This is a genomic window from Rhizobium sp. PvP014 (genome assembly GCF_017876855.1).
GTDB classification, from domain to species: Bacteria; Pseudomonadota; Alphaproteobacteria; order Rhizobiales; family Rhizobiaceae; genus Neorhizobium; species Neorhizobium soli.
On the sequence record NZ_JAGIOT010000002.1, the window covers coordinates 323,863 to 341,851 of the forward strand.

Annotated in this window: 15 protein-coding genes; 13 read left to right on the top strand and 2 right to left on the bottom strand. The window is 62.7% G+C overall.

Annotation, left to right across the window (positions count from 1 at the left end; genetic code table 11):
* Window positions 1-59: 59 nt before the first annotated feature.
* The 13 genes from J3A65_RS06185 to J3A65_RS06245 all read left to right on the top strand — a co-directional run bounded on the left by J3A65_RS06185 (window position 60) and on the right by J3A65_RS06245 (window position 15,147).
* Window positions 60-281, top strand: a complete 222-nt coding sequence (locus J3A65_RS06185; protein ID WP_113111161.1) for a hypothetical protein — start codon at window positions 60-62, stop codon at window positions 279-281.
* A 160-nt stretch (window positions 282-441) separates the two neighbouring features.
* Window positions 442-705, top strand: coding sequence for a hypothetical protein (locus tag J3A65_RS06190; RefSeq protein WP_062579714.1), 264 nt, complete (start codon window positions 442-444; stop codon window positions 703-705).
* 72 nt (window positions 706-777) lie between these two features.
* Window positions 778-1,449, top strand: coding sequence for a response regulator transcription factor (locus J3A65_RS06195; protein WP_062453438.1), 672 nt, complete (start codon window positions 778-780; stop codon window positions 1,447-1,449).
* Window positions 1,439-2,863 carry a HAMP domain-containing sensor histidine kinase gene (locus J3A65_RS06200; RefSeq protein ID WP_062453437.1) on the top strand — a complete coding sequence of 475 codons (1,425 nt, stop codon included), beginning with the start codon at window positions 1,439-1,441 and terminating at the stop codon, window positions 2,861-2,863. Before J3A65_RS06195 ends, J3A65_RS06200 begins: the two co-directional genes overlap by 11 nt.
* Window positions 2,864-3,144: 281 nt before the next feature.
* Window positions 3,145-3,576 carry a hypothetical protein gene (locus tag J3A65_RS06205; RefSeq protein ID WP_113111281.1) on the top strand — a complete coding sequence of 144 codons (432 nt, stop codon included), beginning with the start codon at window positions 3,145-3,147 and terminating at the stop codon, window positions 3,574-3,576.
* A gap of 179 nt (window positions 3,577-3,755) precedes the next feature.
* The gene (gene ccmI, locus J3A65_RS06210) at window positions 3,756-4,952 is read left to right on the top strand and encodes a c-type cytochrome biogenesis protein CcmI (protein ID WP_209903357.1); all 1,197 of its coding nucleotides are present in this window, start codon (window positions 3,756-3,758) and stop codon (window positions 4,950-4,952) included.
* A complete protein-coding gene (ccmE, locus tag J3A65_RS06215) occupies window positions 4,949-5,500 on the top strand; it encodes a cytochrome c maturation protein CcmE (RefSeq protein ID WP_209900367.1) in 552 nt (183 codons plus the stop codon). Before ccmI ends, ccmE begins: the two co-directional genes overlap by 4 nt.
* On the top strand, window positions 5,497-7,491 hold the full coding sequence (locus tag J3A65_RS06220; RefSeq protein ID WP_209900369.1) for a heme lyase CcmF/NrfE family subunit: 1,995 nt from the start codon (window positions 5,497-5,499) through the stop codon (window positions 7,489-7,491). Before ccmE ends, J3A65_RS06220 begins: the two co-directional genes overlap by 4 nt.
* A 137-nt stretch (window positions 7,492-7,628) precedes the next feature.
* On the top strand, window positions 7,629-8,108 hold the full coding sequence (locus J3A65_RS06225) for a cytochrome c-type biogenesis protein (RefSeq protein WP_209903358.1): 480 nt from the start codon (window positions 7,629-7,631) through the stop codon (window positions 8,106-8,108).
* Window positions 8,109-8,266: 158 nt separating this feature from the next.
* A complete protein-coding gene (locus J3A65_RS06230; RefSeq protein WP_209900371.1) occupies window positions 8,267-9,871 on the top strand; it encodes a Do family serine endopeptidase in 1,605 nt (534 codons plus the stop codon).
* A 100-nt stretch (window positions 9,872-9,971) separates the two neighbouring features.
* Entirely contained in the window at window positions 9,972-10,730 is a 759-nt protein-coding gene (locus tag J3A65_RS06235) for a response regulator transcription factor (protein ID WP_274598264.1), read from the top strand.
* A 39-nt stretch (window positions 10,731-10,769) separates the two neighbouring features.
* Window positions 10,770-12,161, top strand: a complete 1,392-nt coding sequence (locus J3A65_RS06240; protein ID WP_174196051.1) for an ATP-binding protein — start codon at window positions 10,770-10,772, stop codon at window positions 12,159-12,161.
* A gap of 25 nt (window positions 12,162-12,186) precedes the next feature.
* Entirely contained in the window at window positions 12,187-15,147 is a 2,961-nt protein-coding gene (locus J3A65_RS06245) for a bifunctional [glutamine synthetase] adenylyltransferase/[glutamine synthetase]-adenylyl-L-tyrosine phosphorylase (protein WP_209900373.1), read from the top strand.
* Window positions 15,148-15,176: 29 nt separating this feature from the next.
* On the opposite strand, the gene J3A65_RS23455 is transcribed toward J3A65_RS06245, so the two are convergent.
* Entirely contained in the window at window positions 15,177-15,302 is a 126-nt protein-coding gene (locus J3A65_RS23455) for a hypothetical protein (RefSeq protein WP_281064379.1), read from the bottom strand.
* 156 nt (window positions 15,303-15,458) lie between these two features.
* Window positions 15,459-17,813 carry a PAS domain-containing sensor histidine kinase gene (locus J3A65_RS06250; RefSeq protein WP_245341490.1) on the bottom strand — a complete coding sequence of 785 codons (2,355 nt, stop codon included), beginning with the start codon at window positions 17,811-17,813 and terminating at the stop codon, window positions 15,459-15,461.
* Window positions 17,814-17,989: the final 176 nt, after the last annotated feature.

Below are 17,989 nucleotides of genomic sequence, written 5' to 3' on the forward strand. Positions count from 1 at the left end.
GAGTTTGAGTGCCGATTTTTGTGTGCCGATTTCTGACAATATCGTGATGGGAGACAGCTATGGACGGGACAAAAGCCTGGTATCAATCGAAGACGATCTGGGGCGCGCTGATTGCCGTTGCCGCCCCGCTTGCGCATGTGGCGGGAGTGGAGATTAACGCTGATGCGCAAGGGGAGCTTGCCGACATTCTGGTCACCTTTGCCGGTGCTTTCGGCGGGTTGCTGGCGCTCTACGGGCGGATCGTCGCGAGCGCGCCGATCCATCCGACGGGCAATGGATGACGGCGCCACGAGGGTCAGCATTACAGACCATTCATTTGCCATTCAGTTGGTATTGGATACATACTCCATCGAATGCTTTGGACATGATTTCGGGGACGTGATTCAAGACCGTGATCCCGGGGCGTGACACCTGTCGTCTTATGAGTGGAAACCGAAAGCCATGGCGCGACTGCCGATCATTGCGATCATCGCCGCGACAATAGCGGGATTGGCGGCCTTTGTGCCGGCAAACGCGCCGGCGCGCGACTATCTGATCCTGGTTGCAGGCGACTGCGGCACGGCGGCAAACAAGGTCTTGCGCGACACGGGAGGTCAGCTTTTGTCCGCCCAGCCATCCTCGGACGGACAGACCTGCATTGTCACCGTGCTGGTGCAGGGCAATGGCGAACGTCCGCGCAAGGTGACGGTCCGGGTTCCCATGTAGGCCGGTTGCCTGTAAACCGGCTTGTAAGCTTCATACCGCGGCGGGGCCCGCAGTGATTTTCAGGACAGTTTCATGCGTATTCTCGTGGTCGAAGACGACGTCAACCTCAACCGCCAGCTTTCCGACGCGTTGAAGGAATCCGGCTATGTGGTCGATCAGGCCTTCGACGGCGAAGAAGGGCACTATCTCGGCGAGACCGAGCCCTACGACGCCGTGATCCTCGACATCGGACTGCCGCAGATGGACGGCATCACCGTTGTCGAGAAGTGGCGTGAGGCGGGCAAGGGCATGCCGGTGCTGATGCTGACGGCGCGTGACCGGTGGAGCGACAAGGTGTCGGGTATCGATGCCGGCGCCGACGATTATGTGGCAAAACCCTTCCATGTGGAAGAAGTGCTTGCGCGCGTGCGTGCGCTTATCCGGCGTGCTGCGGGGCATTCGTCGTCCGAGATCATCTGCGGTCCGGTTCGTCTCGATACCAAGGCATCGAAGGCAAGCGTCGATGGGATACAGTTGAAGCTGACCTCGCACGAGTTCCGGCTTCTCTCCTACCTGATGCATCACATGGGCCAGGTCGTGTCGCGCACCGAGCTTGTGGAGCACATGTACGACCAGGATTTCGACCGCGATTCCAACACGATCGAAGTGTTTGTCGGGCGCCTGCGCAAGAAGATCGGTGTCGACCTGATCGAAACCGTGCGGGGCCTCGGCTACCGCATGCAAGCGCCCAACGATGCGCATTAAGCGGATAGGGCCTCGCTCGCTCACCGCTCGCGTTCTGCTTCTGGCAACCACGTGGTCGGCGGTGGCGCTGGTGGTGATCTCGATCGTCATTTCGCAGCTCTACCGCCAGTCCGCCGAACGCTCGTTTACCGACCTTTTGCGGGCGCAGCTCTATAACGTCATCAATTCCGTGACGATCGGCGAGGACAACAAGCTGATCGGCAACCCCCAACTGGGCGACCTGCGTTTCTCGCAGCCGGAGACCGGATGGTACTGGATCATCGAACCGCTCGGCACGTTTGCCGCGACGGCGATCTCGTCCTCGTCGCTCGGGACCTCTAACATCACAGTGCCGTCGATCCTGCAGGCGCCGTTCAACAATCGCTACGAGCGTTTCTATCCGACCCGCGACGCTTTCGGGAACCATGTTCTGGTGGCAGAAACCGAGGTGGTTCTGGACGGCGAGGGACGCGCGGCGCGGTTTCGCGTCTCGGGCAATCTCGATGCCGTGGAAGACGATATCCGCAGCTTTTCGCGCAGCCTCTATATCGCGCTCGGCGTGTTCGGGATCGGCAGCCTGATCGTCAACGGCCTCGCCATCCTCTACGGATTGCAGCCGCTTGATGCGGCGCGCCGCTCGCTGGAGCGGGTGAGGCGCAGTGAGGCGGAGCATCTGGAGGGAGAATTTCCCCGCGAAATCATGCCCTTGGCAAACGACATCAATGCTTTGATCGAAAGCAACCGCCGCATCGTCGAGCGGGCCCGCATGCAGGTCGGCAATCTCGCGCATTCGCTGAAGACGCCGATCGCGGTTCTGCTCAACGAATCGCGCATGCTCGACAAGGTCCAGTCCGATCTCGTCCGCTCGCAGGCCGAGACGATGCAGGCGCAGGTGCAATCCTATCTGAATCGCGCCCGGATCGCGGCACAGCGCAACTCGCTTCTGGCGCGCACGGATATCGAGCCGGTGCTGGAACGGCTGGTGCGGGTCATGCGCCGCCTCAACCCCGACAAGGAATTCCACCTTTCCGTCTATCCGCCGGGCGCAGCGCTTGCGCTGGAGCAACAGGATGTCGAGGAGACGATCGGAAACCTGTTGGAAAACTCCGCACGGTTCTGTCGTACCGGCGTCTGGGTGACGGCAGCGCTTGCAACAGCGCCACCGGAAAAGGCAGAGGGAGAGGCGGCCAAGCGTCCCTGGATCGAGATGGCCGTCGAAGACGACGGGCCGGGTCTCAATCCCGACCAGATCACCGAAGCGGTCAAGCGCGGCAGGCGGCTGGACGAGAGCAAGCCGGGGGCCGGGCTGGGACTGTCGATTGTAAGCGAGATCGTCAGCGAATATCAGGGCGAGCTGGAGATGACGCGCGGGGTGCGCGGTGGCCTTCGGACCCAGTTGCTGCTGCCGGGCATGATCAAGGAAGTCGCCGGCTGAGCACAAGGCCGGTTGAGGGAAGAAAACTGTGGCCGATGGGCAACGACGCCGCACTTGCTTCCGACGGTTCTGGACGGACGGATCGCCTGCTATATCTTGTCTACAGCCAATGCAACATCATGCCGTGACGACACGGCGACAACAAGAACTGCGCACAAATAGGAGAGGCGACAATCGCAGCATTTCAGTTCCGACCCAATAGCGTCATAATGGCGCCAAGCCGGAAACCGAATGATGCCGGTTCCGATCCTGAAAACGAAACGAGCGCGGTTCCCGACACGATGCGGTTGTCACATCTCCTCACTGCAGCAACATTCATGACGATTGCCGGCCTGCTGGCAGGGTGCAACACCAGTTCCACCGCGGCGGGTGCACCGAAAGGCTTGCTGTCGCAACGGCCGTCAAGTTCGGCTGCCTATATCACGGCGCTGCAGGGCGGGATCGTCGGGCGGACCGGCGCCGAGCTCTCCAGCAGCGACCGGACGCGGGCGCTTGAGGCAGAATACCGCGCGCTTGAAGGCAGCGCTGTGGGGCAGACGATCAAGTGGAAGGGTGACGATGCGAGCGGCGAGGTGATTGCCAATGCGCCGTTCCAGGTCGGTTCGCAGAACTGCCGCCAGTATCGCCACACCGTCACGGTCGCCGGCAAGGAACTGATGTCGCGGGGGGCAGCCTGCCGCAACGCCAGCGGCACATGGACGCCGTTGACCTGACAATCCCGATCAGACGCGGAAAATAAAAAACCGTTGCCGATGCTGTCGGGAGCGGTCTCCATCTTTGCTGCTAGGGGAACGCTTGCCGGCTGCGGCAATACCCGTCAAATTCGCGTCAACGCGCGCTAGACCACTGGCCGGCCATTGGAAAGCGTCACCGATTGCGGTAATGGGCGATGATGTATTTGTGGATCGTTCTCGCGCTGCTGACGGCTGCCGTCGCAGCCGCCCTTCTCCTGCCGTTTGCGCGCAGCGCTTCGGCGGCTGCCTCCGGCGTATCGAATGCTCGTCGGAGCAATTCCACGAGGGCCGGAGAGGTCGAAGTCTATCGCGACCAGCTGCGGGAAATCGACCGCGACCGCGAAGGCGGGTTGATCAGCACTGAGGAGGCGGAGAACGCCCGCGCCGAGGTTGGACGCCGGCTGATTGCCGCTGCGGCCGAAAACGATCAGGACAAAACCGGCGGTGCTGCTACAAACAAGCACCGGATCGCGACGGCACTCGTCACGATCGTTCCGCCGGCATTGGGGCTCTGTCTTTACTTGAGCCTCGGAAATCCCGGCATCCCGGACCAGCCGCTACAGGCGCGTCTTGAAAACCCCGGCAACAATATCGCGCTGCTCGTCACCAAGGTGGAGCGGCATCTGGCCGAAAATCCGACTGATGGCGCGGGCTGGGATATTCTGGCGCCGATCTATCTGCGGCTGGACCGCGCTGGTGACGCCGAACTTGCCTATCGCAATGCGATCCGTTTCATCGGGCCGAGCAATGCCCGCTATTCGGGCCTCGGCGAGACGCTTGTTGTCGCCAATGACGGGATCGTCACGGAAGCGGCGCGTCAGGCGTTCGAGCAGGCGGTGAAACTCGATCCGGCTGACCCGCGCTCGCGCTTTTATGCAGCACTCGGGCTTGAGCAGGGCGGGAGGAAGGACGAGGCACGCGCGGCCTTCGAGGAGCTTGCGAGCGCAACCCCTGCCGATGCGCCGTGGAAGGGTCTGCTCGACGAACATATCGTCAAGAACGGCGGGACGCCTTTGGCGGCAAAGCCTGCGGCCCCTTCGCTCGGAGGGCCGACACAGGAAGATGTTGCGGCAGCGCAGGACTTGTCGCAGGGTGATCGCAAGGCGATGATTGCCGGCATGGTCGACAGTCTCGCCGCAAAGCTCAAGGACGAGCCCGACAATATCGAGGGCTGGCTGCGGCTGGTGCGCTCCTATGCGGTGCTGGGCGACGAGGCAAAGGCCCGCGACGCACTTTCGACCGGACTGGCGCAGTTTCCGCCTGACGGCAATGATGGCAAGCGTCTGCTGGCGCTTGGCAAGGATATCGGGCTCGATGCGGATGCATCGCCGGCGCCGGGAGGAGCAAGACCATGACACGCAAGCAGAAACGCATGGCGGTGATTCTGGGCGGCATGAGCTTCGTCACGATCGCAGTGCTGCTGGTCATGTTCGCCTTCTCGCAGTCGGTCGCGTATTTCTTCATGCCGGGCGATCTGGCCAAGACTGATATCCAGCCGGGAACACGCATTAGGCTCGGCGGGCTGGTGGAAGAGGGATCGGTCAGGCGCGGCCAGGGATCGACGGTGAGCTTTACCGTGACCGACGGCACCGGCAAGGTCGATGTCAGCTATACCGGCATTCTGCCCGACCTGTTTCGCGAGGGGCAGGGCGTGGTGACCGAAGGCGTGTTTGACGGCGGCACCCGGTTTACCGCCGACAGCGTGCTGGCCAAGCATGACGAGAATTACATGCCGAAGGAAGTGGCCGACCGTCTGAAGAAGGACGGTGTCTGGGAAGACGGCACCGGCAAGGGCATGGCGCCGAAAAAGGATGCGGCGCAGCCGGAAACCAAGACCGATGGCAAGCCGCAGGTGATGCTGCATATGCCGGGGACGTCCGCCGAGGGAGTGACCAGACAATGATTGTCGAGATCGGCCATTACGCGCTGGTTCTGGCGCTTGCCACCGCGCTGATCGTGTCCACCCTGCCGATGATCGGTGCCAGGCGTCGCGATCCCGCGATGATGGCGCTGGCAACGACCGGATCGCTGACGCTGTTCGCTCTGGTGGTCATCTCGTTTGCGGCACTGACCTGGGCCTACATGGTGTCGGATTTTTCGGTCAAGAACGTCTGGGAAAACTCCCATTCGATGATGCCGATGCTCTACAAATTCTCCGGCGTCTGGGGCAATCACGAGGGGTCGATGCTGCTCTGGCTGCTGATCCTCGCTTTGTTCTCGGCGCTGGTGGCATGGTTCGGCGGAAATCTGCCCGATACGCTGAAGGCCAATGTTCTGGCCGTGCAGGCCTGGATCTCTTCGGCCTTCCTATTGTTCATCCTGCTCTCGTCCAACCCGTTTCTGAGGCTCGACCCCGCACCTGCGGAAGGGCAGGACCTCAACCCGGTTTTGCAGGATCTCGGCCTCGCCATCCATCCGCCGCTGCTTTACCTCGGCTATGTCGGCTTTTCCGTCTGCTTTTCGTTTGCCGTCGCGGCGCTGATCGAGGGGCGTATCGATGCCGCCTGGGCGCGCTGGGTGCGGCCGTGGACGCTGGCGGCCTGGACATTCCTCACGGCAGGCATCGCGATGGGCTCCTACTGGGCCTATTACGAACTCGGCTGGGGCGGCTGGTGGTTCTGGGATCCGGTCGAGAATGCTTCCTTCATGCCGTGGCTTGCGGGCACCGCGATGCTGCATTCGGCACTGGTGATGGAAAAGCGTGAGGCGCTGAAGATCTGGACGGTGCTTCTGGCGATCATGACCTTCTCGCTGTCGCTGCTTGGAACCTTCCTGGTGCGGTCGGGCGTGCTGACCTCGGTGCATTCGTTTGCGTCCGACCCGACCCGCGGCATCTTCATTCTCTGCATCCTTGCGGTATTTATCGGTGGTGCGTTTTCGCTGTTTGCCTGGCGGGCGCCGAGCCTGAAGGCGGGCGGACTGTTTGCGCCGATCTCGCGCGAGGGCGCGCTGGTGCTGAACAACCTGATCCTGACCGTGGCAACTGCCACTGTTCTGACCGGCACGCTCTATCCGCTGGTGCTGGAGACGCTGACCGGCGAAAAGATCTCCGTCGGCGCACCTTTCTTCAACATGACCTTCGGGTTACTGATGCTGCCGCTTCTGATCGCCGTGCCGTTCGGCCCGGTGCTGGCCTGGAAGCGCGGAGATCTGCTGGGCGCTCTGCAGCGGCTCTACGTGTTTGCCGGACTGTCGCTCGCCGCCGGTCTCGCCTTCGCTTATTTCCAGGGCGGAGGGCCGGTCCTGTCGATCTTCGGGCTGGCGCTCGGTTTCTGGGGCATGTTCGGCGCGATCGCCGATCTCTGGTATCGCGGCAATTTCGGCAAGGTCGGGTTCGCGACAGGCCTTCGACGCGTGAGGGGCCTGCCGCGTTCGGCGTTCGGAACGGCACTCGCGCATTTCGGGATGGGCGTCACCGTGCTCGGGATTTTTGCGGCAACGACATTCGGCACCGAAACGGTGGTTGAGATGAAGCAGGGCCAGACGGCCGAGGCCGGTGGCTATTCGCTGACCTTCGACGGGTTCCGCGATGCCGTCGGGCCGAACTACACCGAAAGCCGCGGGCATTTCACGGCTCGCAAGGGCGGGGCTGCTGTTGCCGACGTCTGGTCTTCGAAGCGGCTCTATACGGCGCGGCGCATGCCGACGACTGAGGCGGGCATCCTCACCTTCGGTTTGAGCCAGCTCTATGTGTCGCTCGGCGACCCAATGGATAGCGGCGGCATCGTTGTGCGCATCTGGTGGAAGCCGTTCATCCTGTGCATCTGGGGCGGATGTCTGATCATGATGATGGGCGGGTTCGTGTCGCTGTCCGATCGCAGGCTGAGGGTCGGCGCGCCGGCCAAGCGGCCGAAGGTGGTGACGCCGAAGGGTGGGCTGGAGCCGGCGGAATGATGCGTTTTCTGTCGAGAGTGCCCCTCACCCTAGCCCTCTCCCCGCAGGCGGGGAGAGGGGACTTGCCCCGCTTGTGGTTGGAAGAGCGCCGCTTGCGTCCTTCGCCCCGCTTGCTGGGAGAAGGTGGCGGCAGCCGGATGAGGGGCGGATGGGGTTGGCGCAGATCAGGGCAAGTGCTGCTTGCGCTCTTCCTGCTACTCGCACCGCCTCCCGCCTTCGCCGTCAATCCGGATGAGATCCTCAAGGATCCGGCGCTGGAACAGCGGGCGCGGCAGATTTCCACGCAGTTGCGCTGCATGGTCTGCCAGAACCAGTCGATCGACGACAGCAATGCCGAGCTTGCCCGTGATCTTCGCGTGCTGGTGCGCGAGCGGTTGACGGATGGGGATACGGACGGGCAGGTGATCGATTATGTCGTCTCCCGCTACGGCGAGTTCGTGCTGCTCAATCCGCGTGTGAGCGCAAGGACGATCATTCTCTGGGCGCTGCCGATCGGAGCGCTGGTGATCGGCATCGTCGCGCTGTTCGTCTTTATCCGGACCCGGCCAAACACACGCTCCATCGCGGCTCTGACAGATGCCGAAAAGAAGCGGATCGACGAGTTGTTGAAGCGGTAAGGCCTGCCGTTTCTCAAGGCTGCAAGAATCTCGAACATTACCAACAATTCATGCCGCCGACACGTGCAGTTAAGGTGCAGGCTCCTATATCTCTTCTCAACCACCGCCGCCGGACCTCCGGCAACACCAAGACTGACGAGAAGAAGAAGGTAGCTCAGATGCGCACCATTAAACGTCCCTCCCTGAAGACGGTTCTCAAGACTTCCACCGTAGCCGGCCTTGCGGCCGTCATGCTGTCGACCGGCATTCCGGCCCAGGTGACCGCATCCTTCGCGGCCCCCGTCAGCGTGACCGCGCCCCAGGCGCCGAGCTTTGCCGACGTGGTCTCCGCCGTATCGCCCGCCGTCGTGTCCGTTCGCGTTCAGTCGGACGAGCCGCAGGAGACTGCCGATGAAGGCGGCAACAACTTTTCCTTCAACTTCGGCGGCCGCGGCTTTGACCAGCTGCCCGACGACCATCCGCTGAAGCGCTTCTTCAAGGAATTCGGCGGCCAGGGCGGCCAGGGCGGCCCCGATGCTCCCGGTGGCCCGAACGGCGGCCCCGGTGCCGGTCCACGTGACCGCGCCGAGCGTGGTGGCCCGGGCGCGAACCGTCCGCATCACCTGCGCCCGACCGCACAGGGCTCCGGCTTCTTCATCTCCGAAGACGGCTATGTCGTCACCAACAACCACGTCGTTTCGGACGGTCAGGCCTACACGGTCGTCCTCAACGACGGCACCGAGCTCGAAGCCAAGCTGGTCGGCCGCGACAGCCGCACCGATCTGGCGCTGCTGAAGGTCGATGCCACCAGCCGCAAGTTCACCTACGTGTCCTTTGCCGACGACACCAAGACCCGCGTCGGCGATTGGGTCGTGGCTGTCGGCAACCCGTTCGGCCTTGGCGGTACCGTGACTGCCGGCATCGTTTCGGCCCGTGGCCGCGACATCGGCTCCGGCCCTTACGACGACTACATCCAGGTGGATGCGGCCGTGAACCGCGGCAATTCCGGCGGCCCGACGTTTGACCTTTCCGGCCAGGTGGTCGGCATCAACACCGCGATCTTCTCGCCGTCGGGCGGCAATGTCGGCATCGCCTTCGCGATCCCGGCCTCCACTGCCAAGGACGTGATCAACGACCTGATGAAGGACGGCAAGGTTGCCCGCGGTTGGCTCGGCGTTCAGATCCAGCCGGTGACGCAGGATATCGCGGACTCGCTTGGCCTCAAGGAAGCGGCCGGTGCGCTTGTCGTTGCTCCGCAGGAAGGTTCTCCAGGCCAGAAGGCCGGCATCAAGGAAGGTGACATCATCACCGCCGTCAACGGTCAGGCAATCAAGGATGCCCGCGAACTGTCGCGCCGCATCGCAGGCTTTGGCCCTGACGCCAAGGTGAAGATCGATCTGTGGCGCGAAGGCAAGATGCAAGACGTCACCGTGACGCTCGGCAACATGGCAAGCGACGAGGCGGCTTCGGCCGAACCGAAGCAGCCGGATGCGCCGGTTCCCTCGACCAGCAAGGCGCTCGCCTCGCTCGGCATCACCGTTGCGCCGGCAGAAGACGGTTCCGGCCTTGCCGTGACCGAAGTGGACCCGGACAGCGAAGCCGCGGCCCGCGGCCTGAAGAACGGCGAAAAGATCCTGTCGGTGAACAACCGCAAGGTCGCTACCGCCGATGACATCGGCAAGGTGATCGAGCAGGCCCGCAAGGACGGCCGCACCCGTGCGCTGTTCCAGGTGGAAGCCGGTGGCACCAGCCGCTTCGTGGCCCTGCCGATCGACGAAAGCTGATGTCAGCGACTGGTTCCCAATAGGTTGGTCCTCCCAGACGACCTCATGAAGGGCGCCACCGGCAACGGTCGGCGCCCTTCACCGTTCATGGAGTTTCAAGATGCAGACGATCATCCCACAATCCGGCAGTTCCGATGATTCCGCTGGTGCAAAAATCGCAAGCGACGCTATTGTCCCGCACATGAAGATTCTGGTGATTGAAGACGATCTCGAGGCTGCGGCCTACATGACGAAGGCCTTTCGCGAGGCAGGGATTGTTGCCGACCATGCAAGCGACGGCGAAAGCGGCCTGTTCATGGGAACCGAGAATTCCTACGACGTGATGGTGATCGACCGCATGCTGCCGCGGCGCGATGGTCTCTCGGTGATTTCGGAACTGCGCAAGCGCGGCGTCAATGCGCCGGTGCTGATCCTCTCGGCGCTTGGCCAGGTGGACGACCGGGTGACCGGGTTGCGCGCCGGCGGGGACGACTATCTGCCAAAACCCTATGCATTCTCCGAGCTTCTGGCGCGTGTCGAGGTTCTCGGCCGGCGCAAGGGCACGCCGGAACAGGATATGGCCTACCGGGTCGGCGATCTGGAACTCGACCGGCTGTCCCACGAGGTGAAGCGCGCCGGCAAGGAGATCCTGCTGCAGCCGCGCGAGTTCCGTCTTCTCGAATATCTGATGAAGAATGCCGGCCAGGTGGTGACCCGCACGATGCTTCTCGAAAACGTCTGGGACTACCATTTCGACCCGCAGACCAATGTGATCGACGTGCATGTGTCGCGGCTGCGCTCGAAGATCGAGAAGGATTTCGACAAGCCGCTGCTGAAGACTATTCGCGGTGCCGGCTACATGATCAAGGACGAGGGGTAAGCCTTCGTGTTTGCCCGTATCGTAAACCGCGCCAGGCTGATGTTCCGCTCCACGGCGGTCAGGCTTTCGGCACTTTACATCCTGCTCTTTGCGCTCTGCGCCGCGTTTCTGGTGTTCTACGTGACAGCGCTTTCCGAAAAGACGCTGGTGCAGCAGACGCGCCAGACGATCCAGGAGGAAATCCAGGACATTCAGCGCGCTTATGATCGCGGCGGGATCAACCTTCTGCTGCGCATCATGGAGCGGCGCGCCCGCCAGCCCGGCGCCAATCTCTATGTGATTGCCGGCCCGAGCGGCGATATTTTGGCCGGCAATGTCGCCTCCGTGCAGCCGGGCGTTCTCGACAAGGAAGGCTGGACGGACATGCCGTTCGGCTACACACCATATTCCGAGAACCAGGGCGCGCGGCGGCATCTTGCGATCGCCAACGTCTTGCGCTTCGACAACGGGCTCAGGATCATGATCGGCCGCGATCTCGGTGATCCCAGCCGTTTCCGCTATATCGTGCGCCAGGCGCTGATGGTGGCGCTGGCGATCATGGGGCTCGGTGCTCTCGTGATCTGGTTCGGCATCGGCCGCAATGCGCTCAAACGCATCGACCGGATGTCGGCCGCGAGCCAGAAGATCATGGCGGGCGACCTGTCGCAGCGACTGCCGGTTGGCCGCTCCGGCGACGAGTTCGATCGGCTGTCGGAATCGCTGAACGCCATGCTCGGCCGGATCGAGAAGCTCAACGAGGGACTGAGGCAGGTTTCCGACAACATCGCCCACGATCTGAAGACGCCGCTGACACGGCTGCGCAACAAGGCGGCCGATGCGCTTTCGGAAGACCGCGAGGACGTGCGCCGTCACGCGCTGGAGGGGATCATCGGCGAAAGCGACCAGCTGATCCGGACCTTCAACGCGCTTCTGATGATCTCGCGGGTCGAGGCGGGCTCGATGGCGGCGGAAATGTCTGACGTTGATCTTTCTGCCGCCTCTGCCGACTGTGCCGAGCTTTACGAACCGGTGGCCGACGAGGTGGGGCTGGCGCTGGTGACGGAGATCGAGCCCGGTCTTTCCGTGAACGGCAACCGCGAACTGATCGGCCAGGCGATCTTCAATCTGCTGGACAATGCGATCAAATACGCTGCTGAAGCCGGCGGTGTTCCCGAGATCAAGGTGAAACTGTCCTCAGTGGGCGGGCTGATCCGGCTGTCCGTGTGCGACAACGGTCCGGGCGTGCCAGCGGACAAGCGCGAAGAGGTGACGAAGCGGTTCTTCCGGCTGGATGCCAGTCGTTCCAAGCCCGGAACGGGTCTCGGCCTGTCTCTGGTCGAGGCAGTGATGGGGCTGCATGGCGGAAGGCTGGAGCTCTCCGCGACCGACGAGGCGAGCACTGAGGCTCCCGGCTTGACGGTGACCATGGTGTTTCCGGTGGTGAAGGGCTAGGCTGGCGGAGCGCGGGAGGAAAAGAATGGAGACCGGAAACCGGCTCGACGACGTAGCGGCTGGTGTGATCCGGCCGCTGAACCAGGCGGAGGCCAAGCTTGCGCTTTCCCTGTTGAAGGAGATCGGCAAGACCGAGCCTTCCGTGGCTGAACTCGTCAAGGCCGATGGGCCGCTCAAGGCCTTTTTTGTCGCAGCGTTCTCGCTGTCACCGTTTCTCCGCGATGTGGCTTCGATCAGGCCTAAGCTCCTGGCCGGTGCGATCGACGGGCAGGTCGAGGATGCGCTGGCCGCGCTGGTTGACGCAGCGCGAGACGCCTGGCGACCGGTGGATGCAAGGGTCCCGTCCGAGAACGAGGTGATGACGGCGCTGCGCAACGCCAAGCGGGCATTCGGGTTTCTGCTGGCGCTCGCAGATCTTGCCCGCATCTTCTCGGCACGGGATACGACGCGCTGGCTGAGCGAGTTTGCGCAGGCTTCTACGGCGGCGGCGATCGATCATCTGCTTCTGGCAGCGCATGAGAGCGGCAAGCTCCGGCTCGTCGACCCGACGGAGCCGAGCCGCGGGTCGGGCCTGATCGTGCTCGGCATGGGCAAGCTGGGTGGCCGCGAGCTGAACTACTCTTCCGATATCGACATCGTCGTGTTCTACGATCCGGAAGCCGGCATTCTCTCCGACCCGCTCGACGCATCGGAGACCTACGGGCGGATGATGAGGCGGCTGATCCGCATTCTGCAGGAGCGCACGGCAGACGGCTATGTGTTCCGCACTGATCTGCGGCTGAGGCCCGATCCGGGCTCGACGCCGCTTGCCGTGTCGATGGATGCGGCGCTGATCTATTACGAGGGCAGGGGGCAGAACTGGGAACGGGCGGCCTTTATCAAGGCGCGGCCGGTGGCAGGCGATATCGCAGCGGGCGAAGGCTTTCTCAAGCTGCTGACGCCCTTTATGTTCCGCAAATATCTCGATTATGCGGCGATTGCCGACATCCATTCGATCAAGCGCCAGATCCACGTTCACAAGGGCCACGGTGCGATTGCCGTCAAAGGCCATGACATCAAGCTTGGCCGGGGCGGCATTCGCGAGATCGAGTTTTTTGCGCAGACCCAGCAGCTGATCGCAGGCGGCCGCATGCCCGCCTTGCGCACGCGCGAGACCGAGGCGGCGCTGAAGGGGCTGGCCGAGGCGAAATGGATCAGGCCGGAGATCGCGGCGGCTCTGACCGATGCCTACTGGTTTCTGCGCGATGTGGAGCACCGCATCCAGATGGTGCATGACGAGCAGACGCATCGGCTGCCGACCACCGAAGCGGAACTGAAGCGCATTGCCTTCATGCTCGGTTTCGACAGCGTTGCGGCATTTTCGACGCGGCTCGAAGCCATTCTGAGGACCGTCGAGAAGCGCTATTCGCGGTTGTTCGAACAGGAGGAAAAGCTTTCTTCGCAGGGCGGAAACTACGAAGGCAATCTCGTCTTCACCGGCCAGAAGGACGATCCCGATACGCTCGAGACGCTTGGGCGGCTCGGTTTCGAGCGTCCGGCCGACATGAGCCGGGTGATCCGGACCTGGCATTCCGGTCGCTACCGGGCAACGCAGTCATCGGAAGCCCGCGAGCGGCTGACGGAGATGATGCCGGCGCTCTTGAAGGCGATCGGCGAAAGCCGCCGCGCCGACGAGGCCCTGCTGCGGTTCGACAGTTTCCTCAAAGGTCTGCCGGCCGGCATCCAGCTGTTCTCGCTGATCGGCAACAACCCGCTTCTTCTCTCGCTGATCGTGACGATCATGGCCTCCGCGCCGCGGCTGGCCGATATCGTCGCCTCCAAACCGCATGTGTTCGACGGCATGCTGGATCCCGGGCTGATGGCGGAGATCCCCACCCGCGACTTTCTCGCTTCGCGGCTGACGGCGTTTCTGGCAAGCTCGCGGCACTACGAGGACCGGCTGGACCGTCTGCGGATCTTTGCGGCCGAGCATCGTTTCCTGATCGGGATCCGGTTGCTGACCGGGTCGATCTCCGGAGAGGAGGCGGGTCGCGCCTTTACCCATCTCGCCGATCTCCTGATCGAGGCGGCCCTGGTTGCGGTAACAGCCGAAATCGAGGCGGCGCATGGCGCCTATCCGGGCGGTCGGCTGGCCGTGCTCGGCATGGGCAAGCTCGGCTCATTCGAACTGACCGCCGGCTCCGATGTCGATCTCATCCTTCTCTACGACTATGACAGCGCGGTCGCGGAAAGCGATGGCCCGCGGCCGCTTGATGCGCAACGCTATTTCACGCGCCTGACGCAGCGGCTGGTGGCAGCACTTTCGGCGCCGATGGCGGAAGGCGTGATCTTCGAGGTGGATTTGCGGCTGCGTCCCTCCGGCAACAAGGGACCGGTCGCCACCCGCATCGGTGCCTTCGGCAAATATCAGCGCGAGGAGGCCTGGACCTGGGAGCATATGGCGCTGACGCGGGCGCGGCTTGTCTGCGCTGACACAAGCCTTCAGGACGAGGTGAGGGACGTGATCGACGACGTTTTGTCGGCAAGCCGTGATGTCGGCCAGATCGCCAAGGACGTCTCAGAGATGCGGGTCCTGATCGGCAAGGAAAAGCCGCCGCGCGATAGCTGGGATCTGAAGCTGATACCCGGTGGGTTGATCGATATCGAGTTTCTGGCCCAGTACCTTCGGCTTGTCGCACCCGAGAGGGACATCACCGTCCCCACCTACGGCTCGACGACCGGCGAGTTGCTGGAACTGTTAGGCCACGACCTGATGACGCCCGGTGACCTCGATACCTGCCTTGAGGCAATCAGGTTGTTCAGCGAACTGTCGCAGATCATCAGGCTCTGCGTCGACGGCCCGTTCGAGCCGAAGGATGCGCCATCCGGTCTCGTGGAGCGCATCTGCCGGGCTGGAGACTGTCCGGACCTGTCAACGCTCGAGGGCGAGGTAAAGCGGCTATCCAAGGCGGTGCGGAAGGTTTTCGAGAAGGTGGTGAGAGCCTGAGCCCCCTCTGCCGGTTCTGACCGAGATGATCATCTGATCAGAGTGAATATCCCGGCTGTCGCAGCGATTGCTGCCAGCACCAGCCCGAAGATCACACAGGTAATATTGATGATCCAACCCTGATCCGGCTTCGAATCCAGTTTGACGTTGATCATCGCAAGCGCTGCTCGCGTGTCGTCAGCAATTTCGCAGAGCTTGGGAATACGGGCGTCTGCAGCGCTGCTTACAGGTGATCTCTTTCAACAGATGAGAAGGTCGCAGGTGTGTATGGGCGAGTCAATTGCAATCTGGGATTGATAGTGTGGTGTTCCTCAAGCCACCTTCTTTGCCGTAAACTGGACCACATCGCTTTGAGGGATGTGGATCGACACCACGGTTCCCTTGCCCATGACGGACCGGATCCGCATCGTGCCGCCGTGCAGGGTGATCAGCGAGCGGGAGATGGCGAGGCCGAGGCCGGAGCCGCCTTTGCTCTTGGCATACTGGCTCTGCACCTGTTCGAAGGGCTGGCCGATCTTCGACAGCGATGCCTTGGGGATGCCGATGCCGGTGTCGGCGATGGTGAGCACGATGCCGCCGCTGATCGGCTTTGCGCGCAGTTCGATGCGGCCGCCTTCGTCGGTGAATTTCACGGCGTTGGAGAGGAGGTTCAGCATCACCTGTTTCAGCGCCCGGCGATCGCCGATCATGTCGAGGGAAGGCGACAGGCACTGGCGGATGGCGATCTGCTTTTCCTGCGCGACCACCGCCGTCAGCCTCAGGCTTTCCTCGATCAGCGGCGTCAGGTTGACGGGCTCCGACTGGATCAGCATGTGACCGGCCTCGATCTTCGACATGTCGAGGATATCGTTGATGACGTTGAGGAGATGCTTGCCGCTGTCGTGGATATCGCGGGAGTATTCGCTGTATTTGGCGGATCCGAGCGGGCCGAACATGCCGTTCACGAGGATCTCGGAAAAGCCGAGGATGGCGTTGAGCGGCGTTCTGAGTTCGTGGGACATGTTGGCGAGGAATTCCGACTTCGCCTTGTTGGCGGCCTCGGCGCGTTCCTTTTCCGCCTGGTAATTGGCATTGGCGGTCGAAAGCTCTTCCTTCTGGCGCTCGAGCTTCTTCTGCGAGGCGGAGAGATCGCCGATCGTCGCCATCAGGCGGCGCTCGGAATCGCGCAGACGTTCCTGGTGACGCTTGAGCAGGGTGATGTCGGTGCCGACGGAAACAGTGCCGCCATCGCGGGTGCGGCGTTCGTTGATCTGCAGCCAGCGTTCGTCGGCAAGCTGCACTTCGGTGGTGCGCGACAGGCCGCTGCGGTCGGGATCGGCGACGCGGCGTTCGATCACCGGACGCGCAGAGGCGCCAAGCACGGTGCTGCGTTCGGTGCCGGGGACGAGGACTGAGTCCGGAAGACCGTGGGCCTGCTGGAAGTGAGTGTTGCACATCACCAGGCGGTCGTTCTTGTCCCAGAGCACGAAGGCTTCCGACGTGCACTCGATAGCGTCGGCCAGGCGCTGGTCGGCTTCTGCATAGCGTTCGGCAAGCCGGTGCTGCTCGGTTACGTCCATGGCGATACCGATGACGTGCGTGCGGCCGTTTGCCATCCGCACGACCTGGGCACGAGCGCGCATCCACACATAGTGGCCGGCGGCGTGGCGCATGCGGAAGACCTGGTCCACCTGCTTGGCATTGCCGCGGCTGATGGCGCGGGCGAGTGCGTAGAGGTTGCCATCGGTCGGGTGCATCATCCGCGCCGCATCGGTAAAGGACACGACGTTGCCGACCGGGGGGAAGCCGAGCATCTCGTACATCGAGCCCGACCAGAACAGGCGCCGGTTAGTAACGTCGAAATCCCACAGGCCGCAGCGACCGCGCGACAGCGCCGTCTCGATGCGCAGGTTCGATTGCACGAACGTCTCGTCGGCATCGCGGGCGCGCTTCACCTGCGCATAGTAGGCATAGAGGATGACCAGCAGGATGGCCGAAATGCCGGCAAAGATCGTGACGCTGAGCGAGACTTCGCCACGTACGAATTCGTTCGTCGTCTCCAGCGAATGGGCCGCTACGATCAGCGCACCGTCGTTGCCGATTGGCTTGATCGACGCATAGTAGGGGACATCACCGAAAAAGGTCTCGATGACCGTGCCCGACCCGCCGACGCGGCGCATGGCTGCGGTTTCGGGAAGAACCGAGGAAAGACGCTTGCCGAGATAGCTGCCGGTATCGCCGATGCCGCCGAAGATCCGGCCGGTCGTATCGGTAAAGAGCACGACAGCGCCCCGCTCCAGCTTGTCCTGGCCGAGGAATGTCGAGAGACGCGCTTGGGCAGTCTGGCGATCGGCTGCAGCAAACAGCGATTCCTGTCCGGAGAAAGCGGCGGATGCGGTCGCGGACATCAGTGACGCGGACTGGCGCGCGGCATCTTCCATCCGGCCATGCTCGCCCACGATCCCCATAATGCGCGATGCGGCAACGACGGCAAGAAAGATAAGGATCAGAATTGGAATGGAACGCTTCAGCACCAGCTCGACGCGCGGCGTCTGCTGTGCGATCGGCCGGACGGAAAGCTGAGCTTCCTCCGGAGCCGTCCGTCCAAGGCTGCTGAAGCCTGGAAACTTGAAGCGCAACCATCCCCCGGCCTCGGTTTCCCGCTGCACGCCCGATATCATCGTCATCCGATCCCTCGTCGTGATTCGCTGCGCCGCCGCTCGAATCTGACCTAATGAATCACAGAGTGATTCTCTGTGTCCAGAGGGTTGGTAACATTTCGTTAACCATATGATAGTCGACGCATTTACGCCTGAGAGGATCCGCAAATCAGGTGTCTGGGTAACGCTTTTCAGGATGCGAG